Raw genomic sequence first — 21,855 nt, forward strand, 5'->3', positions numbered from 1 at the left:
CTGCGCGGTCATTGCTACTTGAATGCCTACTGTTTCTTCTTAGGTGCGAGCACCATGATCATCTGGCGGCCTTCGATCTTCGAAGGGAAGGATTCGACAATAGCCAAATCCAGATCATCACACAGGTCTTTACGGACGCGGTTAAGCACTTCCATACCGATCTGCTGGTGCGCCATCTCACGACCGCGGAAACGCAGCGTGATTTTGGCTTTATCGCCTTCTTCCAGAAAGCGAATCAGGTTGCGTAGTTTGACCTGATAGTCGCCATCATCGGTTCCAGGACGGAATTTAATTTCCTTAACCTGAATAACTTTTTGCTTCTTCTTCTGTTCCTTAGAAGATTTGCTTTTTTCATAGAGGAACTTGCCGTAATCCATAATGCGGCAAACCGGCGGTTCGGCGTTCGGGCTGATTTCAACTAAATCTACACCCGCTTCCTCAGCTTTTTCCAAAGCTTCGCGTAGACTGACAATACCAAGTTGCTCGCCTTCAACGCCTGTTAAGCGCACTTCTGTTGCGCGAATTTCACTGTTGATGCGATTCGGACGCGTAGGTTGTACTCGTTTTCCGCCTTTAATACCTTATTCCTCCAATTGGTGAAGATTGCGGCTGCGAATCTCTTGCTGCAGCTTCTCAACAAACACATCGACATCCATCGACCCAAGGTCTTTACCACGGCGGGTGCGAACGGCCACTTTGCCAGCTTCCACCTCTTTATCACCACAGACCAACATATAAGGGACGCGACGTAATGTGTGCTCGCGGATTTTAAAGCCTATCTTCTCGTTTCTCAAGTCCGCTTTCACACGAATGCCAGCATTCTGCAATTTACGTGTCAAAGTCTCAACATATTCTGCCTGACCGTCGGTAATATTCATGACGACAGCCTGCACTGGTGCCAGCCAGCTAGGGAAGAAACCGGCAAACTCTTCGGTCAAAATACCGATAAAGCGTTCCATCGACCCCAGAATCGCACGGTGAATCATCACGGGCGTCTGACGATCGTTGTTTTCACCCACGTAGGTGGCATCCAGACGTTTAGGCAGGGAAAAGTCTAGCTGAACTGTTCCGCACTGCCAGGCACGGTCAAGGCAATCGTATAAAGTAAATTCAATTTTCGGGCCGTAGAAGGCGCCCTCACCCGGCTGGTATTCAAACGCAATGTTGTTTTCATTGAGCGCCGCAGCCAGATCCTCTTCTGCACGATCCCAGGTTTCATCAGAACCGATGCGTTTTTCAGGACGGGTAGACAGTTTCACCACGATCTTTTCAAAGCCAAAGGTGCTGTACATGTCGTAAACCATGCGGATACAGCTGTTCACTTCGGCGCGCAGTTGATCTTCCGTACAGAAAATATGGGCATCATCCTGAGTAAAGCCACGAACGCGCATCAGACCATGTAACGCACCTGAGGGTTCATTACGGTGGCAGCTCCCGAACTCGGCCATACGCAGTGGCAAATCGCGATAGGATTTCAGCCCCTGATTAAAGATTTGCACATGACCCGGGCAGTTCATTGGCTTGATGCAGTACTCACGGTTCTCCGAAGAGGTCGTAAACATCGCATCTTTGTAGTTTTCCCAGTGACCGGTTTTTTCCCACAGCACGCGGTCCATCATGAACGGACCTTTTACTTCCTGGTACTGGTACTCTTTCAGCTTACTGCGGACGAACACTTCCAGTTCACGGAAAATTGTCCAGCCGTCATTATGCCAGAAAACCATACCCGGCGCTTCTTCCTGCATATGGTAGAGGTCGAGCTGTTTACCGATCTTACGGTGGTCGCGCTTCGCCGCTTCTTCCAGACGCTGCAGATAGGCAGACAGCTGCTTTTTATCGGCCCAGGCGGTGCCGTAGATGCGCTGCAACATTTTGTTGTCGCTGTCGCCACGCCAGTAGGCGCCTGAAATTTTCTGCAGTTTGAAATGGTGACAAAAACGCATATTCGGTACGTGCGGACCGCGGCACATATCGACGTATTCTTCATGATGATACAGCCCAGGGCGATCATCATGGCTGATATTCTCGTCCAGGATGGTGGTCTTATAGACTTCACCCCGCGCCGCGAAGACATCGCGCGCTTCCTGCCAGCTAACCTTCTTCTTCACGACATCGTAGTTGGTCTCAGCCAACTGATGCATGCGTTTTTCCAGCAGCTCAATATCTTCCTGGGTCAGCGTGCGATCGATATCGACATCATAGTAGAAACCGTTGTCGATAACCGGACCAATAGCCATTTTCGTGTCGGGCCACAGCTGCTTAATGGCATGGCCTAACAGGTGCGCGCAAGAGTGACGGATGATTTCAAGACCCGCTTCGTCTTTTGCAGTAATAATGGCGACAGACGCGTCGTCGGTGATGGGATCAACCGCATCGACCAGTTCACCGTTTACTCGTCCGGCGATACAGGCTTTGGCCAGACCGGGGCCGATATCAAGCGCGATGTCCATCACGCTGACAGGGCGATCATAAGTGCGCTGGCTGCCATCAGGAAGCGTAATTACAGGCATAGAATGTCCTTAGTTGCAGTGGTAAGCCACACGAAAGCCTACATACAAAATTGAGTAGTTTGATTCACCTGGCGTGAAATCAGACCCACATTGTCGGAATGTCGCCAGGAAGTTGATGCGGCACGAATAATAGCAGTTTTCAGACGTGAGCAAAACCCATGCCTTTCCGCTAACTCTCAGTCAGATCAAAAAAAAGCGGCCAGGCCCCAGGCCAGACCGCTTCTCCGTCAGACAGAGTTAACGCGGATTACATCGCGTACGTCAGCATGACCGTGGTTTTGGTATCCGTATGGTCGGGCGCAGACTCAGGTGGATTGTTGTTCCAGGTGACGTTATACGCCAGTTTCAGGGCGAAATGGTCGTTAATCGCTACCTGTAAGCCCGTTTCAGAGTTCACTGTCGTATCGTCACCCAGTGAGCTCAGCACGGAAACCCCCTGAATGAATTTGGTGGTATCTGTCAGCTGCCACTGGTAGCTCACCGCACCGTAAGCCAGCGCCTGCGTTTTATGGCCACCTTCACGGTAATCGTCGTAACGGACACCAGGACCGAATTCCGCACGCAGTGAATGCACCGGGCCATTCAGGATCTGACGACCATAACCGGCGGTCAGGACATCGCGTCCGTCATAACCATTGTAACGGTCACTTAACCAGCTTGTCTGACCAAACAGGTAGTCATAGGCGCTCATGTTGTAACGCGAACGCGCACCTACGTTATAGGTTTCGGACGAGCGCTCATCGTTTGCAGAGGTATTCGCGGCATTGCCCCACAAGCTGTAGGCCATTGATTCTGTATACCAGGTCATGTTGGTCTGTGCGGTCAACGATGAGCTGGTGGTGTTACCGGTTTGCGCCAGGTAACCTGCAGAGGCCGATCCTTCAAAAGGCTTTTTCGCCGTTGAAGGGTCATCCATCGCGGTGAAGACCGCGTTATCGGCCAGCGCCTGGTGACAAAACGCTCCGGCAGAGAGCAATAGAACAGCAGACAGCTTGTTAAAGGCGTTCATTAAGTGTGATCCGTGCAACAGTTTTGAAAACGAAGATTCTGAAGGGTTTCCCGGTGCGATCAATCCCCTTTACCGTAACTTTTGTAAAGAGATATGAATTCGCTCAGAACATCATGCATTAGCGTAACGTCCCGTATTTGCTGGACGTTAACCTGAGTTCGGCGCGCATTATAGAGTTGTTTTTGCCAAATAACATCTGTTCGTTTACAAGATTTACATACGTTCGGGTCGCCAGCATCCGCACAAACGGTAAACAGTTTAGTCCGAATTGTTGGCTCATCCCCTTCATTATTCGCCTGTTTTTTCACCCTGTACTACGCTGTGTGATATTTAACCCTTTCGAGGTGCAAAATGAGCAGTGAAGATCTACATCGCTATGTCGTGACCTTTCATTATCAGGAAGCCGGACTCAGTGACGTTCTGAACCTGACCGGTGCTCTGACATCAGGGGGCTTCTCTACCACGTTAATGGATGACAGTGGCACCGCCCATGAGCTTGGCACTAACAGTTTTGGCATTGTCACCACACTGGATGAGGCCGCGCTAAAACAGCAGGCTCTTGCCGCGGGCGAAAGCGCGCTGGGCCAGAAACCCGACGTGACGTTGACCACGCTTGACGACTTTCTGCGCCAAGCAACAGGTGCCGCAGACTAGTCTGTGCACACGCGCAGGTTTTTATCGCGTGCGTCCGCGTTACAATTGAACTCAGGCAGCGAATAAAGAGGATAACCCGATGTGGTCAGCCATTAGTCGTCTGTTAAACGAGCAATTTGGCAACGCCGAAATTACCCAACGTCATGAACTCCCCGGGGGTGATGTGCATCCCGCCTGGCTCATCCGCTATGGTGAGCAGGATGTGTTTGTGAAGTGCAACAGCCGCGATAAAGTGTCCCTGTTTAGCTGGGAAGCCGATCAACTCGCCCTGCTGCGCCGTACCCAGACGGTCCGCGTTCCGGACGTTTATGGCGTTGGCAGCGATCGTGACTACAGTTTCCTGCTGCTGGAATATATCAAACCTCAGCCCCTGGATCCGCAGAGCGCCTACCAGTTAGGCCAGCAGTTGGCGCGTCTGCATCAGTGGAGCGAGCAACCTCAGTTCGGGCTTGATTTCGATAATAATCTGACCTCTACACCACAGCCCAACAGCTGGTTGCGGCGCTGGTCAGTTTTCTTTGCGGAGCAACGAATCGGCTGGCAACTGCAGATTGCCGCTGAGAAAGGCATTCTGTACGGCGATGCCGAACGGATTATTGATTGTGTGCAACGGACCCTGGCGTCCCATCACCCTCAACCTTCCCTGCTCCACGGCGATCTGTGGCCAGCTAACTGTGCGGGCAGCGAGACTGGCCCCTGGATTTTCGATCCTGCCTGTTACTGGGGCGACCGGGAATGCGACCTGGCGATGCTGAGCTGGTTTACCGATCTGCCGAAGGCGATCTTTGACGGTTATCACCAGAGCTGGCCATTACCCGATGGCTTTTCGCAGCGTCAGCCGGTTTATCAGCTTTACTATCTCCTGAACCGGGCCAACGTGTTTGGCGGCAACTGGCTGGGCGCGGCGCAGTTTGCCGTGGGCCAGTTGCTGGATGACGATGCACGGGCAGCCGGTCAGGTGAAACCGGCCTGATCGTTTAGAGAAAACCAAGCAGAGAAAGCAGAAAGTAACCGGCGATGGCAATCACCAGCGGCAGGATGTAGAGCGGGAAAATCTGCAGAAAAATGGTGTGGCGCGGGACCCGTACCTTTTCTTCCAACTGCTGCCGGGTCCGGCCATCGCTGCCTTTTGCCTGCTCAAGAATCATCTGATCTTCAATCCCTTCCCGCACATGGCGCACCTGACGTCCCATGCGCGCACCGGACGCTTCCAGCGCCAGCCCGACAAAAATCAAAATATAGATAAACCAGAAGCCCAGATTCATCTGTCCATTGAACTCGGGCACCGGTGAGTTTTGCCAGAACACATTCAGAAACGGCGTATTAAAGCGAATCATATCCACCATGACATGAATGAAATCCAGCATCACGGCATCAATACCGGGTTTCTTTTCACTGTGCTTAAACAAAAAGCTCAGCAGTGAAATGATGGTAGACAGCAACGCGAGTAAAAAAATCACCCAGCCAGCGACACGCTTAAGGATGGCAATGCGGCCAGCCTGTTGATAGGTCATGATATCTCCTGAACCCAAAATCCCATTTGCTTCAGTCTACCTGCCCTTGCAGAATTTTCCCAAAAAAAAGAGCGGTCTGCGCCCGTTTCGCCTCATCTGCGCACCAACCCTGTGTTCATGCTAAGGTAGCCTGAACTTTTTAAGGAGCGACACATGTCTTACCACCGCCCTGTTTTTGCAGCTTTATTTGATATGGATGGATTGTTGATTGATTCTGAACCTCTCTGGGATCAGGCTGAAATGGACATCTTCTCAACCCTGAATATCGATTTGACCCGACGCCACGAATTACCTGATACGCTCGGATTACGTATCGATCAGACGGTGCGCATGTGGTACGAAACGTTGCCCTGGTCGGGACCGAGTCAGGAAGCGGTCACACAGCGTATCATCGCCCGTGCAATGGAACTGATTGCGATAAACCGCCCGCTTCTGCCCGGCGTTGAGTCCGCCCTCTCATTGTGCAAACAGCACGGCCTGAAGACCGGCCTGGTTTCCGCATCGCCCCGCTTCATGCTGGAACAGGTACTGGCGATGTTTAACCTGAATCACTATTTTGATGTGCTGTCTTCCGCCGAACATCTGCCCTACAGCAAGCCGCATCCGCAGGTCTACCTCAACGCCGCCGAGGCGCTGGGCATTGATCCGCTTCACTGCGTCGCGCTGGAAGATTCGGTGAACGGCATGGTAGCAAGCAAAGCCGCACGAATGCGATCAATTGTGATTCCGGCAGCCAGCCATCAGGATGATGCCCGCTGGGCGCTTGCCGACGTGAAGCTGAGCAGCCTGACACAGTTAACGCGGGAGCATTTGCAGGCTTGACGGCAAAGGCGCTGTAACCTGTTGCATCCCCTTAAAAAATTAACGCTTCGTTACAGCGTCACAGGTTCTCATTTACTGGATAAATCCCTATACTGGATGCATTGACAGTTTCTTTTGCAGCCAGGTTTATCATGACGGCCGAAGGCCATATCTTTTTTGCTGTTGCCAGCGCCATTTTTGCGAAACGGGCCGAGCTCACCCCGGTGATGGCTCAGGCGGACTGGTGGCATTTAATTCCCGCCAGCCTGCTGACCTGCCTGCTGCCTGACATCGATCATCCTAAGTCATTGCTGGGCCAGCGCCTGCGCTGGTTGTCGCATCCCATTGCCCGGGCATTTGGTCATCGCGGGTTCACCCACAGCCTGCTTGCCGTCGCGGCTGGCCTGTGGCTGTTTCAGATTAACGTGCCGAAAAGCTGGCCGGTGCCCGCCGATGTTCTGCAGGGCATGACGCTGGGTTACCTGAGCCACATTGTGGCCGATATGCTCACTCCGGCCGGCGTTCCTCTGCTCTGGCCCTGTCGCTGGCGTTTTCGTCTGCCCATTCTGAACAGCCAAAAAGGCAATCAACTGGAGCGCGCTCTGTGCCTGTGCCTGATGGCTTACGCGCTGTGGTTCCCGCCAGGGATGCCTGCGTTTGGCGAAAATGGCTGGCCCACTCAGGTATTTGATACCTTGCAAAACGGCGTCAGCCGCCTCCTGTCCGGGCATTCCGGCTCCTGAGCCACTGGCCGCTCAAGCAAAGTTATAAGCTATTCCATTTGGATATAAGATCGCACTAAATTCACCTGATACCATTTCCGGACACCTGTATGAACAATAACTACTTTTGCTTTCCTTACCAGGGGAATGCTGCATGATTCGGAGTTTCTATGGATATCCCTTTAACGCTTAATATCATTGCCTTTGTGGTGCTGCTGCTTCTGCTGTCACGCCTGAGCCGCGCCAACTGGAGTCTGTCAAAAAAAGTGCTGGTCGGGTTAGTGTTTGGCGTCGCGTTTGGCCTGGCGCTGCAGTTTATTTACGGCAGTAACAGCGATACGGTCAAAGCGTCAATTGGCTGGTTTAACGTGGTTGGTAACGGCTATGTCCAGCTGTTGCAGATGATCGTGATGCCGCTGGTCTTTGTCTCAATTCTGAGCGCGGTGGCGCGCCTGCATAACGCCTCTTCGCTGGGCAAAATCAGTTTCCTGACCATTGGCGTGCTGCTGTTTACGACCGCGATTGCGGCGCTGGTCGGGGTTTTCGTGACCGGGCTGTTCCATCTTAATGCAACCGGCCTGGTACAGGGTGCCCAGGAAACGGCGCGTCTGAGTGCCATCCAGAATAACTATGTAGGCAAAGTGGCCGATCTGACGGCGCCGCAGCTTATCCTGTCCTTTATCCCGAAAAACCCCTTTGCCGATTTAACCGGTGCCAGCCCCACCTCGATTATCAGTGTCGTCATCTTCGCAGCCTTTTTAGGCGTGGCGGCCCTGCACCTGCTTAAAGATGACGAAGTGAAAGGGCAGCGTGTCCTGACGGCGATCGATACGCTGCAGTCATGGGTGATGAAGCTGGTGCGCCTGATCATGAAACTGACGCCTTACGGCGTGCTGGCGCTGATGACTAAAGTGGTTGCCGGATCGAACCTGCAGGACATCATTAAGCTGGGTAGCTTCGTGGTCGCATCCTATCTGGGCCTGGGCATTATGTTTGTGGTACACGGTCTGCTGCTGTCCGTAAATGGCATCAACCCTATGCGCTTTTTCCGCAAAGTCTGGCCCGTGCTGACCTTTGCCTTCACCAGCCGCTCCAGTGCCGCCAGCATTCCGCTGAACGTGGAAGCGCAAACCCGTCGTCTGGGCGTGCCGGAATCCATTGCCAGTTTCTCGGCGTCGTTTGGCGCTACGATCGGGCAGAACGGTTGTGCCGGTCTTTATCCGACCATGCTGGCCGTGATGGTAGCGCCGACAGTGGGCATTAACCCGTTTGATCCGCTGTGGATTGCCACTCTGGTGGGCATTGTGACGTTGAGCTCAGCGGGCGTTGCCGGTGTCGGCGGTGGCGCGACTTTCGCGGCGTTAATCGTGCTGCCCGCGATGGGCCTGCCCGTCACGCTGGTCGCACTGCTGATTTCGATCGAGCCGTTGATCGATATGGGCAGAACCGCGTTGAACGTGAATGGTGCAATGACCGCAGGTTCCCTGACCAGTCGCTGGCTGGGCCTGACAGACCGACGCGTTCTTGAGCAAGACGAACACCGTGAATTAGAGCACAGCTAATCACAGCTGACCTGGCACCCGGTGCCAGGTCTTCTCCCTTTTCCCTGCCTGTTTCTCCTTATTTCCCCTCTCTCTTTACATTCACGTTAAGGAAACGTTAAGCGTGGTAAAGGGGCAATAATACGTGCGCTTTCTGCTTGTTTTTGGACGCTAAAAGGAGAATTCTGCAGCGAGTCACAGCAGGAGAATGCACATGAAAACGGTTATCGCTTCATTCCTCGCGTTAGCGATGATTACGCCCAGCGCAGTGTTTGCGCGCCCCGGCGACTGGGGGCCCGGCCCTCACTGGTACCGGCCCGGCCCAGGCTGGCATGGTCCTGCGCCACGCTGGCATGGTCCTGACCATTTCCACGTTCTGCCACTGGCGGCAACGGCGGTTCTGATTGGGGGATTAACCTACTATTTGCTGAATGGCAGTTATTATCAGCGACACGGTGATGAGTACGTGGTTGTTGAGCCGCCTGCTCCGACCTATGTCAGCAGCGTCGGCGGTATGCGGGTGCTGGATTTTAATGGCCGACGGTTCTACGTGCAGGACGGGCATTACTATCAGCGGGAGATTAACGGCAGCTACGTTGAAGTGCCGCGTCCGGCTGGACTGTAGAGATAAAAAAACGGCTCGCCATAAGCGAGCCGTTTTTTCAGGTCAGCAAAAATTTACTGCTTAACCTGCGGATCGGTATCGTATTCAGCACAGCTCTGGAAGCCGTAGTTCATCACGCGACCCATATCGTTATAGCTCACGAAGTAAGTCTGTGCTTTACCGTCACGCTCGCCAATCACATAGGTCTGACAGGTACCGCGCGCATGCACCATGGTGATTTCAGTTGAAGCAGGGCCAGCAATCTGACGGACCTGCTGGCGGGTCATGCCTTTTTTGACGTCCTTAACCACTGGCTTAGTCACGTAGCTTTCCGCACGATCGTAAGTCGTACAACCAGAGAGCGCAGCCAGCGTCAGCGCTGCAGCGATACATCCCATCACTTTATTCATCTTGTTGTTCCTCATTTTTTGTCCATGTGGTGAAAAGCCTGGAACATAAAACGGTTTTTATCAAGTTAATGACAGACTTAAACTCAATCTGTCTCGCGGGATTTGTTAAAATGCGCCGGAACAGACCAGGCATGCTGGCTCACTGCACCATTGCGTGTTGGCCAGTGCCGTTTTACAGGCACAAAAGACGCGCTGAATGCACTTTTGTGACAATGTCACTTAAACATTATCATCAGAGGCCAAATGACGCTTTCCTCACCCAACCGGCTGGTTTACGCCATCACCCTGGGATTACTGGCTGCGCTGGGACCGTTGTGCATCGATCTGTATCTGCCCGCCCTGCCGCAGTTAGCCAGCGACCTGGCTACGCCAACGTCTACCGCACAGCTCAGCCTTACCGCTGGCCTGCTGGGACTGGGCGCCGGTCAGCTTCTGTTTGGTCCCATGAGCGACAAATTTGGTCGTCTGCGCCCTCTGACCCTGTCACTGACGTTGTTGTTTATCGCGTCGCTGGGCTGCGCCCTTGCCCAGACTATCGATCAACTGTTACTGGCTCGTCTGTTTCAGGGATTAGCGGGAGCGGGCGGTGCGGTGCTGTCACGGGCGGTTGCGCGCGATATGTATAATGGCCATGAACTGACGCGCTTTTTTGCGCTGCTGATGCTGGTTAACGGCCTTGCCCCTATTGGCGCCCCCGTACTGGGCGGTGCCCTGATGACCGTGCTGGACTGGCGCGGTATTTTTGTTGTGCTGAGCGGCATCGCCATTTTGCTCATCCTGCTGGCGCGCGGGAAACTGCATGAAAGTCTGCCCGTTGATCGGCGGAGTCAGGGCTCGGTTTTTGCTGCTTATGCTGCGCTGGGGCAGGTCATCACCCACCGTGCCTTTATGGGTTTCTGCCTGACGCAAGGGTTTATGATGTCGGGCATGTTCGCCTATATCGGCGCATCGCCGTTCGTGCTGCAGGAAATCTATGGTCTGTCACCCCAGGCGTTCAGCTTTTGCTTTGCCGCCAACGGTATCGGTTTAGTGATTGCCTCACAGACCAGCGCCCGCCTCTGCCCGCTGTGGGGTGAATATCGCGTCCTGAAAGGCGGCCTGATGCTGGCATTCGTGGCCTCCAGCGCGCTGCTGGCCGCCGGGTTAACGCACGCCCCGCTCCCGCTGCTGCTGGTTGCGCTGTTCTTTTCGATTGCCAGCAATGGTGTCATTGCCACCACCGCCGCCTCACTGGCGATGCAAAGTCAGGGGCAACGTGCCGGTAGCGCCTCGGCCGTCATTGGCGTGACGATGTTCACTCTGGGCGCACTCGCCGTGCCGGTAACCGGGATGGGCGGCACATCAGTAATCAGTATGACGTTGACGATATTTGGTTGCTTCATGCTGGCTATACTGACCTTTATCGTTTTGGCAAAAAAACCTCCGCTGAGGTAAAAATTGTCGGATTCAGACCAGCAAAAAGAAAACATCACCCGCTTTGGCTTGTTGTTTTCGGGGATGCGCGTTAGCTTTAAGACAGGCTTTGTATTGTGCCGGCTGGCTAAAGACTTAAGGAGATGTTGATGTCACTGCAGCAGGAAATCATTACCGCACTGGGTGTGAAACCCACTATCGATCCGCAGCAGGAAATTCGTACCAGCGTGGATTTCCTCAAAGCGTATTTAACGCGCCACAGCGGCCTGAAGGCGTTAATACTCGGTATCAGCGGCGGACAAGATTCTACCCTGACGGGCAAGCTGGCCCAGATGGCGATCACGGAGCTTCGCCAGGAAACAGGCGATAACGACTACACCTTTATCGCGGTGCGTCTGCCTTACGGCGTGCAGGCTGATGAGCAGGACTGCCAGGATGCGCTGGCCTTCATCCAGCCAGACCGCTCGCTGGTGGTCAATATTAAAGAAGCGGTGCTGGCCAGTGAGCGCGCGCTGAAAGACGCCGGCATTGTGCTGTCGGATTTCGTCCGCGGCAATGAGAAAGCCCGTGAGCGTATGAAAGCGCAGTACAGCATTGCCGGTATGACCAAAGGCGTAGTGGTGGGCACCGACCATGGCGCTGAAGCCGTCACGGGCTTCTTTACCAAGTACGGCGATGGCGGCAGCGATATTAACCCTATTTTCCGCCTCAATAAGCGCCAGGGCAAACTGCTGCTGAAAACGCTGGGTTGCCCGGAACATCTGTATCTGAAAAAACCGACCGCCGATTTAGAAGACGATCGCCCCGGTCTGCAGGATGAAGTCGCACTGGGCGTCACCTACGACATGATCGATGACTACCTTGAAGGGAAAACGATCGATCCGGACAGCGCGAAAATCATTGAAGGCTGGTATCTGAAAACCGAGCACAAACGTCGACCACCCATAACTGTTTTCGACGATTTCTGGAAATAATGCCGCCGACCCTTGCCGCCCGGCAAGGGTTGCCTTAACTGCTGAAACCCCAAGTCCGTAACGTTACCTCGCGCCACCCTGACCGGGCTGAGCGCAATTTTACTCTGGAGAGTACCACCCTGGGTCTGCTGCGCAGCGTCAGCGAGGCTTTTGGCCCCACCGGCGGTGCCGCCCTGATCTATTCCATCACCGCCCTGCTGTTGTGCCTGACAAGAGGCCTGCCCGATCCGCGTGTCCTGCCCCGTCGCTATCTGCTGGTGGGCGGCGGGTTGTTTGTGGGATATGAAATCTGTCTGGCGCTGGCGATTGGACTTGCCCACGATCGGACACAGTCACTGGAACTGGGCATGATTAATTACCTCTGGCCATCCCTGACCATTGTGCTGGCCATTCCGTTTAATCAGCAGCGTTTCCGCCACTGGCTGTGGCCCGGCCTGCTGCTCTCTCTGTGCGGCATTGTCTGGGTCATGAAAGGCACACATGACAGCGTGGCCACGCAGATGGCGTTAAATATGGCCCATAACCCTCTGGCTTATCTGCTGGCACTGGCGGCAGCCCTGGCCTGGGCGCTTTATAACAATGTGACACGCCGTCATGCATGCGGTAGCAACGGTGTTTCACTGTTTTTTTATCGTCACCGCGCTGGCGCGCTGGCTTAAATTCGCGTTCGGCACACAGCAGGAAACGATGCACGTCAGCGCAGCCGCGCTGGCGCAAGTGCTGTTCGTGGGTGCCTCTACCGCCGTGGCCTACTCTGCCTGGAACGACGGCATTCAGCAGGGAAATTTGCCCCTGCTGGCGACCGCCTCCTGTTTTACGCCCGTGCTGACCGCCTTGCTGGCCAGCTTATGGCTGGGCCTGACACCGCCCGCCAGCTTCTGGCAAGGTGTTGCCCTGATCACCGCAGGCTCGCTGATCGGCTGGCGGGCAACATACCGGTTATGAATCTGAGGCTGGCGATCATTTAACCTGCCTGTTATGCTGTATGGACAACCAGTATAGGGAGTTCGTTTTGGCAAGACGTGCAGCAACCCACCGCCTCGAATTTGATGCGGCAGCGATTTATGAATACCCGGAACATTTGCGTGAATGGCTGGAAGGCTTGCCCAACCTGCCCGGCGTGTATACCTTTCATGGCGAAAGCGACACGCTGCCGTTATACATTGGCAAAAGCGTTAACCTGCGTTCGCGCGTCATGTCTCATTTCCGAACACCTGATGAAGCCAAAATGTTGCGCCAGTCGCGACGCGTTAGCTGGATCCCCACGGCGGGCGATCTCGGCGCGTTGCTACTGGAGGCGCAGATGATTAAAACTCAGCAGCCGCTCTTCAATAAACGCCTGCGCAAAAATCGCCAGCTCTGCTCGCTGCAAATTACGCCCGAAGGGAAACCACAGGTCGTGTATGCGCGCGATGTCGATTTCAGTCAGTCGCCCAACCTGTTTGGTTTATACCGCAGTCGCTTCGCTGCCCTGGAACGGCTGAAACAGCTGGCCGATGAGTATCAGCTTTGCCACGGCTTATTAGGTCTGGAAGCACTGAGCCCCAGCCGGGGCTGTTTCCGCTCAGCGTTACGCCGCTGTGCGGGTGCCTGCTGTGGCAAAGAGTCCGTGAGCGATCATCAGGACCGACTGTTGGCGGCGCTGGAAAACGTCCGCGTCTTCTGCTGGCCCTGGCAGGGGGCGGTGGCGCTGGTGGAAGAAGGGAAACAGATGACGCAGATTCATGTCATTGACCACTGGTTCTATCTGGGCTCAGTTGACTCGATTGAAGAAGCCAGACGGCTGAAACGGGGTAAAGGCGGGTTCGACCACGATGGTTATAAGATCCTGTGCCGTCCGGTGTTGTCCGGCCAGTATCCGGTCATTCCGCTCTGAAGCGCCTGCTGACGGCACAAAAGGCGGACATATGACGACCTGCAACGCAACCCTGAGTTGACCGCGTGACGCGACAGAACCGCCCTTTTCCTTAACCGCCTTCCCGCTGGCGCGCGTGCATAAAAAAACCGCCGGCACTGCCCACGCAACGTGGACAAGGCCGGCGGTCTCAGACCGACTTTAATGATTAACCCGAGGCTTATTCAGCAGGTGCAGGGGCCGGAGCCGCTTTGTCATGCATCGGGCGTTTTTCAGTCAGATGCTTTTCAAAATTCGCGTTGTACTGCTTTTTCTGCTCTGGCGTCAGTACGTTGTACAGTTTGTTCTGGGTTTCCATCATTGCCACCGCGTTCGCTTTGGCGTTGGCGGTCATTTTCTCCGCCTGGGCTTCGGCCTTCGCTTTGTCGAAGCTGTCAGAGGCGATAATCGCATGGTTAGCGCGACGCTCTTCGATTGACGGGCGCTGCATCTCGCCACGGCCCGCTTTCATAATTTCATGCATTTTTGTTTTTTGTTCTGGCGTCAGATTCAGTCCGCCAAACATCATATCCATCCCACCCCGGTGCATTGGCTTGTGCATCGGTTTCTCACTGCCTGCTGGCGGTGGCGTCAGGTTATCCGCTTCGGCATGCACTACAGATGCCGCACCAAATGCCAGGGTAGAAGCCAGTAACAGAGAAGTCAGTTTACGCATAACAGTGTCCTTTTTTACTTGTTCACTTTCGTTACGACAGCGCGCTGTCGCGTCTTCGGAAACAAGCATACGACGTTGAACGTCAACTACTGCGAGTGAGCGTAAAAGCGTGAAAGCACAAAAGTCATATTTCAGCCGATCATGGAGGGAATAAGAAGAATGGCGTCAGGAATTGCAAAAGAGTATGAATAATCAGGAAATTTCGGATAAATCGTGGAGAATTGTAATGCCTTTAGCAGTAAAGCGGAAGGTCTCTTCCGCTCTTTTTTTATACTGCGCGGTGAGACCGTTCAGAGAGGTAACGCCTGAGTCTGCTCGCTCTCTTCAATCAGCATTAAACCCGCCCGCAATCCCAGCGCGACATGGGGATTGGGAAAGAGCACGTATTCCCGCGCCTGCTGGACAAAGTAGCGCGTCTCGCCATCTTCAGCTAACAACGCCCCCTGCGGAAACGCGGTAAAATTTTTCGTGTCATCCGGCATATGCAGCTGAAACGCCTCACTTAAGCGCGTGATCTGCTGGCAGACCCGATAACGGCGCGGGCGACCGGCGGGCTCAGGCAATGTTTCACCATACAGCAGAGCAGCCAGGGCCTGAGACGCGGCGCTGAACTGCGACAGATCGTTTTCGCCAAACGGCCGCGCCTGCCCCAACTCCAGGGTGCAGCTGGCTGCGCCAAAATGTTCGCAGCTGAAATGGGTAAAGGTGCCCCCCGGCGAACGATGAAATACCAGCGCATCCAGACCGGCTGCGCCCAGCCAGTGCAAAAACGCGTCCGGCCAGGGACGCGGATTATGCGGCAGTACGCCAAAGCGGGGATGGTAAGAGCCGCGCAGTGCCGTATGCATATCCAGGTGCCAGCGAGTTTCGTCACATGCCCCCCGCTGCCAGAAGTTTTCCAGCGTTTGTTCCAGCCGCAGCACCCGCCGCGCTTCATCGCCATCATCAATCTGCTGCCAGCGGCCACCAAACAGTCGGTTAATGTCACTGGTCACATAACGCTTCCCCGCGCGCAGCGCCGAAGGATTACCTAACACCACCAGCATACGCTGCTGAAGTGGTTTTTCGCCCCGGAGTAAAGGCGTGATGAGCTGATTAAGGATTTCAACCGGGGCGGTTTCATTTCCGTGAATGCCCGCAGAGAGTACCAGCGCCTGGTTAACCGGTGCCTTTGGCTCCATAAGCAAAAGACCATGGTATAACCACTGCCAGCGAAGATGCGCCGTCTCACCGCTACGCAAACGTGGCGCTTCACCCGACAGCGTTTGCTGCAAAAAGTCCTGCATCGTTTCTCCTTAAAAGCGGAAGCGGGCAACCCTGACGGCACCACCTGCTTCACTGCTGAAATGTATACACATTTCCTAAGTCTAGCAGCCTGGTCAATTCATCAAGGGCAACCCGCCCTTCTTCCAGTAATTGCGGATCGCCTAAATCGCTTTGCGTCAGCCTGTCGCGATAGTGCTTATCGACCCACCGGTTCAGCGTGGCGAACACGTGATCGTTCATCAGCACCGCCGGGTTAACGGCCTGGCGCTCCTCGGGGGTTAATACCACACGCAACCGCAGGCAGGCGGGGCCGCCACCGTTTTGCATACTTTCCCGCAGGTCAAACACCTGCAGGGACTGTAACGGACCGCCGCCTTCCACCTGTTCACGCAGGTATTCCCAGACGCCGGGATGCTGGCGCGACTCTTCCGGCAGCACCAGCATCATGCTGCCATCCGGGCGCGTCAGCAGCTGGCTGTTAAACAGGTAGGTACTGACGGCATCCTGCACGGAGACCCGGGCTGTTGGCACCTCCAGGGCGACAAAACCCGGCACACGGTCGCGCAGTTGCGCCAGTAAACCGGGCTGATCAACAAAAGCCTGCTGATGGCAAAACAGCAGCTGCTGATTGCTCACGGCAATGACATCGTTATGGAAAACGCCCTGATCGATGACCGCCGGATTTTGCTGCGCAAAAATGACTTTTTCAGGCGAGAGCTGATGCAGGCGGGCGACCGCTTCACTGGCTTCACGGGTTTGCCGGGCCGGGTAGCGTCGGGGGGCCGTATCAGACTGGCCGTCGCGACCATAGATAAACAGTTGTACACCCGCGTCACCATAGTCGCCGCCCAGACGGTTATGGTTGGCCGCCCCTTCATCGCCAAACCTGGCCACCTGCGGTAGCGCATCATGCACAACAAAATGTCGCGGATCGCGAAACAGCGCTCGCAGCAGAGCGGCCGTTTGCGGGGCTTCAATGGAACGGTGAAATTTGTTGTTGAGATTCGCGACGGTGAAATGCACCCGACGGTCAGCGCTGTCGGCTGAGGGTGATACCGTTGCCGCATTGGCCACCCACATCGCCGAGGCCGAGCTGGCGGCTGACAGTAACGCGGGGGCCGTTTTATGGGCTTTTTCCAGGACCTGCGCATCGCTGCCGCTAAAACCCAACTGACGCAGCACGGCAATGCCGGGCCGCTCATGCGGCGGGATCACGCCCTGAACAAATCCCATGTCGGCCAGCGCTTTCATTTTCAGTAAGCCCTGCTTTGCCGCCAGCCGCGGATTCGACGGCTGGTGTTGATGGCGCGTCGAGGCTTCGTTACCGAATGACAACCCCGCGTAATGGTGCGTCAGTCCGACCAGCCCATCAAAGTTGGCTTCTGTGGCTTTCATGTGCGACCTCCTTGCGGTGAAAAATCCAGGCCCGGTGACAGTGTTGCCGGAAGCGTAAGCTGCGGCGATTCCAGCGAGGCCATCGGCCAGGCACAATAGTCTGCGGCATACCAGGCGCTGGCGCGATGGTTACCCGAAGCGCCAATCCCGCCAAACGGTGCCGTACTGGCAGCGCCAGTCAGTGGCTTATTCCAGTTCACAATACCGGCACGCGCTTCCAGCAACAACTGGTCAAACTGCTCGCGGGACGGTGAAATTAACCCGCACGACAGGCCGTAGCGCGTCTGGTTAGCCAGTTGAATCGCCTGCGGATAATCGTCGTAACGCATCACCGCCAGTAGCGGGCCAAATACTTCTTCATCCGGCAAATTGTCTACCGCGGTCACGTCAATAATGCCGGGCGTTAACAGCGCCTGTTGCCGGTTGGGCCAGCGCATTGCCAGCAGTATCTTGCCGCCCGCCGCGACGCGCTGCTGCCATTCGGCATAAATTTTTTCGGCAGCGGCGCAGGAGATCACGCTGCCCATAAAAGGTTGCGGATCGGCGTTCCAGGCGCCGGGTTGCAACCGCCCGGCCACCTCAACCAACCGTGTCAGGAAGGCATCACCGGCCGCGCCCCGTTTGACCAGTAAGCGGCGCGCGCAGGTACAACGCTGGCCTGCCGTGATAAAGGCTGACTGAATGGCGATATGCACCGCCCCGTCGATATCCGCGGGATCGTCCACGATCAGTGCATTGTTACCGCCCATTTCCAGCGCCAGCATTTTTTCAGGCTGCCCGGCAAACTGGCGATGAAGCTGATAACCGGTATGTGCGCTACCGGTAAACAGCAGGCCGTCAATGCCCTGCTCAGCCGCCAGCGCCTGGCCGGTTTCACGTCCGCCCTGCAGCAGTCCCATGACGCCATCTGGCAGGCCCGCCTCCCGCCACAGCTGTACCGTTTTCTCAGCGGTGGCCGGCGTCAGCTCGCTGGGTTTGAACACCACACAGTTACCGGCGAGTAAGGCGGGCACAATGTGGCCATTCGGTAAATGGCCCGGGAAATTATACGGGCCGAATACCGCCAGCACGCCATGAGGACGATGACGCAGGGCATTTTCGCCCTGTTGCTGCTCCCCGGTGCGAGCGTGATAGGCTTTAACGGAAATCGCAATTTTGTTGATCATCGCGGTCACTTCCGTCAGCGCTTCCCAGCGCGGTTTCCCCGTTTCCTGCGCAATGCAGTCGGCCAGGGCGGTTTTATGGTTCTCGAGCTGTACCGCGAAACGTTCAACGATGGCCTGACGGGCGGCAAAAGGCTGTCTTGCCCACGCCGGAAAGGCCGACCGGGCCGCCTGGCAGGCCGCTGTAACCTGCTCCGATGAAGCCGCGCACCCCTGCCACAGCGTGTCGCCGCTGACCGGGTCCTGTTTGGAAAAGTGATCTGACTCGCCAGCGAGCCACTGTCCGTTAATCAGGTGCGTCATGCCTTTTTCTCCTCACTACACAGCGTCACTACGCGCAGGCTGTCACCCGGCTGGCACTGCAACGCCTGTAACTGTTCGTCATTAAGCTGAATATGTTCAGCGCTCGGATCGACCGGTATAAGTGCGACACGAAACCGGTGATAATCGGTGTTGGCGACCAGACAAAGTGGCGCATCCTGCCGGGCCTCGCCTTTTCGTGCCGTCAGTAACCGGCTGTCCCGCACGGCGCGGATGTCATCAATGTCACATTCCAGCGTCGGCCCGCCATCAAAGATGTCAATATACTGGCGGTAGCGGAAACCCTCCGCCTCCAGTACCGCACGTGCGGGCGCGGTTTTAGGATGGACCTGACCAATGACGGCCTGCGCTTCCGGGGTTAAATAGTGCAGATAAAGCGGGTGCTTGGGCATGAGTTCCGCAATAAACGTTTTCTGCCCGGTACCGCTCAGAAAATCGGCTTTGCGAAATTCCATCGAGAAAAAGTGAATGCCCACGCTGTCCCAAAACGGGGAATGCCCCTGTTCATCGCTGACGCCGCGCATTTCGGCAACCACCCGCGCCATAAAGCAGTCGCGAAAGTTCGCCATAAACAGAAAACGGGACTTCGATAACAGATAACCGTTTTTACCGTCACGATAGTCGGGATCCAGAAACAGCGTGCAGAGTTCGCTACTGCCTGTATGGTCATTGCTTAATGACAGTGTCGGCAACGTGGCGTACACGTTCAGCTCTTTTGAGGCATGCACCTGTGTGCCGACCCGAAAATTGTACCAGGGTTCCTGTAGACCTACAGCCACCTCAATGGCGCAGATCCCCACCGCGCGATTGTCCTGGCTGTCAGCCAGCACAAACACATAGCCCTGTTCAGCACGCGGCAGCGTGCCCTGCCAGGTATGCAGCGAGCGTTCGATTCGGGCCTGTAGCGTGGCGCTGTCAACCGGCAAGGAGGTCAGTCCGCCGCCTGTTTTTGCCGCCAGTGCCATCAGCTGACTTAGATCATCCCGCTCGACCGGACGAATCACCATCATGATGCCTGGCCCTTAAACAGCTGTTCACAGGCCTGGGCAAAGCGCGCCATACCGGTCTTTACTTCCTGTTCGCTGATATTCAGCGCCGGCGCAAAACGCACCACGTTAGCCCCGGCGATCAGTACCATAACGCCCTGTTCAGCGGCGGCGAGGTTGATCTGTTTGGCTTTCCCCGCAAAGTCGTCGTTCAGTACGGCCCCAATCAATAACCCTAACCCGCGCACCGTTTTAAACAGATGTAGACGTTGATTGAGGTCATTCAGCGCCGCCACAATCCAGTCATGACGCATCCTCACGCCGTCCATCACTTCAGGCCGGTTAATCAGTTCCATGACTTTCCCTGCCACCGCGCTCGCCAGGGGATTACCGCCATAGGTTGTGCCATGCGTGCCCACGCCCATCACCTGCGCCAGGTCTTCACGCGTTAACATGGCACCGATGGGAAACCCACCGCCCAGCGCCTTGGCACTGGTCAGGACATCCGGCGTCACGCCATAGTGCATATAGGCGTACAGCGAGCCGGTCCGGCCAACGCCGCTCTGCACTTCATCGAAAATCAGCAAGGCCTGATGTTTATCGCACAGTTCACGCAGGCCGCGCAGAAACGCGGGCTCTGCCGGAACAACACCGCCTTCCCCCTGAACAGGTTCGACAATGACGGCACAGGTCTGATCGGAAATCAGTGCGGCAGCAGACGCAAGATCGTTAAATTCCGCGTGCTGAATATCTGCCGGAAGTGGCGCAAAATCTTTTGAATAGGCAGGCTGCCCTCCCGCAGAAACGGTAAACAGCGTGCGGCCATGAAAGGCATTTTTAAATGCGACGATGCCGCTTTTATGGTTACCAAACCGGTCATGTGCCACTTTTCGGGCCAGCTTCAGCGCCGCTTCGTTTGCCTCTGCCCCGGAGTTGCAAAAGAACACACGGTCAGCAAAGGTGGCATCGATCAGGTGTTTCGCCAGACGTAAAACGGGTTCATTGGTATATCCATTGCCTGTATGCCACAGACGTGAAGCCTGCTCCTGAAGCGCCTGCTGAAGCGCGGGATGCGCATGGCCCAGCGCATTAACGGCGATACCGCCGGCGAAATCGATATAATCTTTTCCCTGCTGATCCCAGACGGTTGAGCCCTCTGCGCGGACCGGTACAAAACTGGCGGGTGCATAAACCGGCATCATCCAGTGATCAAAATCATGACGCGAAACCTGCAGTGGCATAGTCCTTCTCCTGTACCCCAGGGGTAATCTGTTTGTTTGTTAAATGTTAAGAATGTAAAGACTCGTCCTACGATAGATTGCAGATAGCGTGCCAGCCAAGGACTAAAATGCATAAAATGGAGCGCATAACCAATTATCAATAACTTACGATCAGCATCTATTCACTTAAAATGCATAAATAGTGAATAATAGTCTGAGAGAGACGGGATAGTAGCGTTTTTTAAAGCGGAATTATGCAACGGCGATATGAAATATTGCTTTTGTGATCGCTGATAAATTATTTGTTTAAAAGCGTGCAAAGTACGCCTCACAATGGGGCGCTTGCATGGTTGTTGTGCAAAACAAAAGAAAACTATTATGACCGGGATGAATTAACTCAAATAAAAGACAAAAGAATGAACTGGAATAAATCACTCCTGGTTTCATAATTTATAATTATTCATCTGTTTTTTTATTTTATTTCCAGGGTGACTATCAGGAATTTAATAACCTGTACCAGGCCAGAATTACAATTACTACGCAGACTAATGATATGAAACCTGTCCTTTTTAGATTATTTTTTAGTCATAAAAGGTTGATTATTTCACCACGGTCGCTAGCGCTTTCGTTTTTTTACTGGTCTGAACAGGGCACGTTAATGATATAAATCAAATGACTGTTATATATGATATTTTCTTCTTTTTATTGCCAGATAATTCATAAGAAAAAACAATAACACCGGCCACAAGCCAGTCAGCAAAGGCGTTTTTATCGTTTAGTTC

20 protein-coding genes and 1 pseudogene are annotated in these 21,855 nt (G+C 54.8%); 10 read left to right on the forward strand and 11 right to left on the reverse strand.

Annotated features, from left to right (window positions below; translation table 11 throughout):
- Window positions 1-26 precede the first annotated feature (26 nt).
- The 3 genes from infC to C7433_RS03055 form a co-directional block, all read right to left on the reverse strand.
- Entirely contained in the window at window positions 27-578 is a 552-nt protein-coding gene (gene infC, locus C7433_RS03045) for a translation initiation factor IF-3 (protein ID WP_006118954.1), read from the reverse strand.
- Window positions 579-581: 3 nt separating this feature from the next.
- Window positions 582-2,510 carry a threonine--tRNA ligase gene (gene thrS, locus C7433_RS03050; RefSeq protein ID WP_006118953.1) on the reverse strand — a complete coding sequence of 643 codons (1,929 nt, stop codon included), beginning with the start codon at window positions 2,508-2,510 and terminating at the stop codon, window positions 582-584.
- 247 nt (window positions 2,511-2,757) lie between these two features.
- Complete coding sequence (locus C7433_RS03055; RefSeq protein ID WP_110267586.1) at window positions 2,758-3,519, reverse strand: YdiY family protein; 762 nt, start codon at window positions 3,517-3,519, stop codon at window positions 2,758-2,760.
- Between the two features lie 351 nt (window positions 3,520-3,870).
- On the opposite strand from C7433_RS03055, the gene ghoS reads away from it, so the two are divergent.
- Window positions 3,871-4,173, forward strand: a complete 303-nt coding sequence (gene ghoS, locus C7433_RS03060; RefSeq protein ID WP_110267587.1) for a type V toxin-antitoxin system endoribonuclease antitoxin GhoS — start codon at window positions 3,871-3,873, stop codon at window positions 4,171-4,173.
- A gap of 79 nt (window positions 4,174-4,252) precedes the next feature.
- The gene (locus C7433_RS03065; protein ID WP_033741121.1) at window positions 4,253-5,146 is read left to right on the forward strand and encodes a fructosamine kinase family protein; all 894 of its coding nucleotides are present in this window, start codon (window positions 4,253-4,255) and stop codon (window positions 5,144-5,146) included.
- Window positions 5,147-5,150: 4 nt separating this feature from the next.
- Here C7433_RS03065 and C7433_RS03070 read toward each other — a convergent pair whose 3' ends face one another.
- The gene (locus C7433_RS03070) at window positions 5,151-5,687 is read right to left on the reverse strand and encodes a YniB family protein (protein WP_006118949.1); all 537 of its coding nucleotides are present in this window, start codon (window positions 5,685-5,687) and stop codon (window positions 5,151-5,153) included.
- A gap of 153 nt (window positions 5,688-5,840) precedes the next feature.
- Between C7433_RS03070 and hxpB the strand changes: the two genes are divergently transcribed.
- The 4 genes from hxpB (at window position 5,841) to C7433_RS03090 (ending at window position 9,376) form a co-directional block, all read left to right on the forward strand.
- Window positions 5,841-6,509 (forward strand): hexitol phosphatase HxpB, encoded by a 669-nt coding sequence (gene hxpB, locus C7433_RS03075; protein ID WP_039340657.1) that lies wholly within the window; start codon window positions 5,841-5,843, stop codon window positions 6,507-6,509.
- A 131-nt stretch (window positions 6,510-6,640) separates the two neighbouring features.
- The gene (locus C7433_RS03080; protein ID WP_033741117.1) at window positions 6,641-7,231 is read left to right on the forward strand and encodes a metal-dependent hydrolase; all 591 of its coding nucleotides are present in this window, start codon (window positions 6,641-6,643) and stop codon (window positions 7,229-7,231) included.
- A 149-nt stretch (window positions 7,232-7,380) separates the two neighbouring features.
- On the forward strand, window positions 7,381-8,772 hold the full coding sequence (locus tag C7433_RS03085; protein ID WP_006118946.1) for an L-cystine transporter: 1,392 nt from the start codon (window positions 7,381-7,383) through the stop codon (window positions 8,770-8,772).
- Window positions 8,773-8,965: 193 nt separating this feature from the next.
- Window positions 8,966-9,376: a DUF6515 family protein gene (locus C7433_RS03090; RefSeq protein WP_006118945.1), complete on the forward strand. Its 411-nt coding sequence runs from the start codon at window positions 8,966-8,968 to the stop codon at window positions 9,374-9,376.
- A gap of 53 nt (window positions 9,377-9,429) precedes the next feature.
- Here the strand turns inward: C7433_RS03090 and osmE are convergent, their stop codons facing one another.
- Entirely contained in the window at window positions 9,430-9,765 is a 336-nt protein-coding gene (osmE, locus tag C7433_RS03095) for an osmotically-inducible lipoprotein OsmE (RefSeq protein ID WP_006118944.1), read from the reverse strand.
- Window positions 9,766-10,008: 243 nt separating this feature from the next.
- On the opposite strand from osmE, the gene C7433_RS03100 reads away from it, so the two are divergent.
- From C7433_RS03100 to cho, 4 genes and pseudogenes are all read left to right on the forward strand, one after another.
- Window positions 10,009-11,199: a multidrug effflux MFS transporter gene (locus C7433_RS03100; protein ID WP_006118943.1), complete on the forward strand. Its 1,191-nt coding sequence runs from the start codon at window positions 10,009-10,011 to the stop codon at window positions 11,197-11,199.
- Between the two features lie 128 nt (window positions 11,200-11,327).
- Complete coding sequence (nadE, locus tag C7433_RS03105) at window positions 11,328-12,152, forward strand: ammonia-dependent NAD(+) synthetase (protein ID WP_033741113.1); 825 nt, start codon at window positions 11,328-11,330, stop codon at window positions 12,150-12,152.
- A 78-nt stretch (window positions 12,153-12,230) separates the two neighbouring features.
- Window positions 12,231-13,097, forward strand: a pseudogene (yddG, locus tag C7433_RS03110) (aromatic amino acid DMT transporter YddG).
- Window positions 13,098-13,164: 67 nt separating this feature from the next.
- Window positions 13,165-14,028 carry an excinuclease Cho gene (cho, locus tag C7433_RS03115; protein WP_033741457.1) on the forward strand — a complete coding sequence of 288 codons (864 nt, stop codon included), beginning with the start codon at window positions 13,165-13,167 and terminating at the stop codon, window positions 14,026-14,028.
- Between the two features lie 199 nt (window positions 14,029-14,227).
- On the opposite strand, the gene spy is transcribed toward cho, so the two are convergent.
- From spy to C7433_RS03145, 6 genes are all read right to left on the reverse strand, one after another.
- Window positions 14,228-14,722: an ATP-independent periplasmic protein-refolding chaperone Spy gene (gene spy / locus C7433_RS03120; RefSeq protein WP_058701720.1), complete on the reverse strand. Its 495-nt coding sequence runs from the start codon at window positions 14,720-14,722 to the stop codon at window positions 14,228-14,230.
- 290 nt (window positions 14,723-15,012) lie between these two features.
- On the reverse strand, window positions 15,013-16,008 hold the full coding sequence (astE, locus tag C7433_RS03125) for a succinylglutamate desuccinylase (RefSeq protein ID WP_054633910.1): 996 nt from the start codon (window positions 16,006-16,008) through the stop codon (window positions 15,013-15,015).
- Between the two features lie 49 nt (window positions 16,009-16,057).
- Complete coding sequence (gene astB / locus C7433_RS03130; protein ID WP_110267588.1) at window positions 16,058-17,383, reverse strand: N-succinylarginine dihydrolase; 1,326 nt, start codon at window positions 17,381-17,383, stop codon at window positions 16,058-16,060.
- The gene (gene astD / locus C7433_RS03135) at window positions 17,380-18,849 is read right to left on the reverse strand and encodes a succinylglutamate-semialdehyde dehydrogenase (protein ID WP_110267589.1); all 1,470 of its coding nucleotides are present in this window, start codon (window positions 18,847-18,849) and stop codon (window positions 17,380-17,382) included. The genes astB and astD overlap by 4 nt, the downstream gene beginning before the upstream one ends.
- Window positions 18,846-19,877 carry an arginine N-succinyltransferase gene (gene astA / locus C7433_RS03140; RefSeq protein WP_033741105.1) on the reverse strand — a complete coding sequence of 344 codons (1,032 nt, stop codon included), beginning with the start codon at window positions 19,875-19,877 and terminating at the stop codon, window positions 18,846-18,848. The genes astD and astA overlap by 4 nt, the downstream gene beginning before the upstream one ends.
- Window positions 19,874-21,094 carry an aspartate aminotransferase family protein gene (locus C7433_RS03145; protein WP_110267590.1) on the reverse strand — a complete coding sequence of 407 codons (1,221 nt, stop codon included), beginning with the start codon at window positions 21,092-21,094 and terminating at the stop codon, window positions 19,874-19,876. Before C7433_RS03145 ends, astA begins: the two co-directional genes overlap by 4 nt.
- Window positions 21,095-21,855: the final 761 nt, after the last annotated feature.

The sequence above is a fragment of the Pantoea sp. PNA 03-3 genome (genome assembly GCF_003201175.1).
In the GTDB taxonomy this organism is placed as follows: Bacteria; Pseudomonadota; Gammaproteobacteria; order Enterobacterales; family Enterobacteriaceae; genus Pantoea; species Pantoea stewartii.

Bases quoted from the DNA above. Each gene is read 5' to 3' on its own strand.
- thrS (WP_006118953.1), bottom strand. From the start codon at position 2,510: ATGCCTGTAATTACGCTTCCTGATGGCAGCCAGCGCACTTATGATCGC.
- C7433_RS03055 (WP_110267586.1), bottom strand. From the start codon at position 3,519: ATGAACGCCTTTAACAAGCTGTCTGCTGTTCTATTGCTCTCTGCCGGA.
- ghoS (WP_110267587.1), top strand. From the start codon at position 3,871: ATGAGCAGTGAAGATCTACATCGCTATGTCGTGACCTTTCATTATCAG.
- C7433_RS03065 (WP_033741121.1), top strand. From the start codon at position 4,253: ATGTGGTCAGCCATTAGTCGTCTGTTAAACGAGCAATTTGGCAACGCC.
- C7433_RS03070 (WP_006118949.1), bottom strand. From the start codon at position 5,687: ATGACCTATCAACAGGCTGGCCGCATTGCCATCCTTAAGCGTGTCGCT.
- hxpB (WP_039340657.1), top strand. From the start codon at position 5,841: ATGTCTTACCACCGCCCTGTTTTTGCAGCTTTATTTGATATGGATGGA.
- C7433_RS03080 (WP_033741117.1), top strand. From the start codon at position 6,641: ATGACGGCCGAAGGCCATATCTTTTTTGCTGTTGCCAGCGCCATTTTT.
- C7433_RS03085 (WP_006118946.1), top strand. From the start codon at position 7,381: ATGGATATCCCTTTAACGCTTAATATCATTGCCTTTGTGGTGCTGCTG.
- C7433_RS03090 (WP_006118945.1), top strand. From the start codon at position 8,966: ATGAAAACGGTTATCGCTTCATTCCTCGCGTTAGCGATGATTACGCCC.
- osmE (WP_006118944.1), bottom strand. From the start codon at position 9,765: ATGAATAAAGTGATGGGATGTATCGCTGCAGCGCTGACGCTGGCTGCG.
- C7433_RS03100 (WP_006118943.1), top strand. From the start codon at position 10,009: ATGACGCTTTCCTCACCCAACCGGCTGGTTTACGCCATCACCCTGGGA.
- nadE (WP_033741113.1), top strand. From the start codon at position 11,328: ATGTCACTGCAGCAGGAAATCATTACCGCACTGGGTGTGAAACCCACT.
- spy (WP_058701720.1), bottom strand. From the start codon at position 14,722: ATGCGTAAACTGACTTCTCTGTTACTGGCTTCTACCCTGGCATTTGGT.
- astE (WP_054633910.1), bottom strand. From the start codon at position 16,008: ATGCAGGACTTTTTGCAGCAAACGCTGTCGGGTGAAGCGCCACGTTTG.
- astB (WP_110267588.1), bottom strand. From the start codon at position 17,383: ATGAAAGCCACAGAAGCCAACTTTGATGGGCTGGTCGGACTGACGCAC.
- astD (WP_110267589.1), bottom strand. From the start codon at position 18,849: ATGACGCACCTGATTAACGGACAGTGGCTCGCTGGCGAGTCAGATCAC.
- astA (WP_033741105.1), bottom strand. From the start codon at position 19,877: ATGATGGTGATTCGTCCGGTCGAGCGGGATGATCTAAGTCAGCTGATG.
- C7433_RS03145 (WP_110267590.1), bottom strand. From the start codon at position 21,094: ATGCCACTGCAGGTTTCGCGTCATGATTTTGATCACTGGATGATGCCG.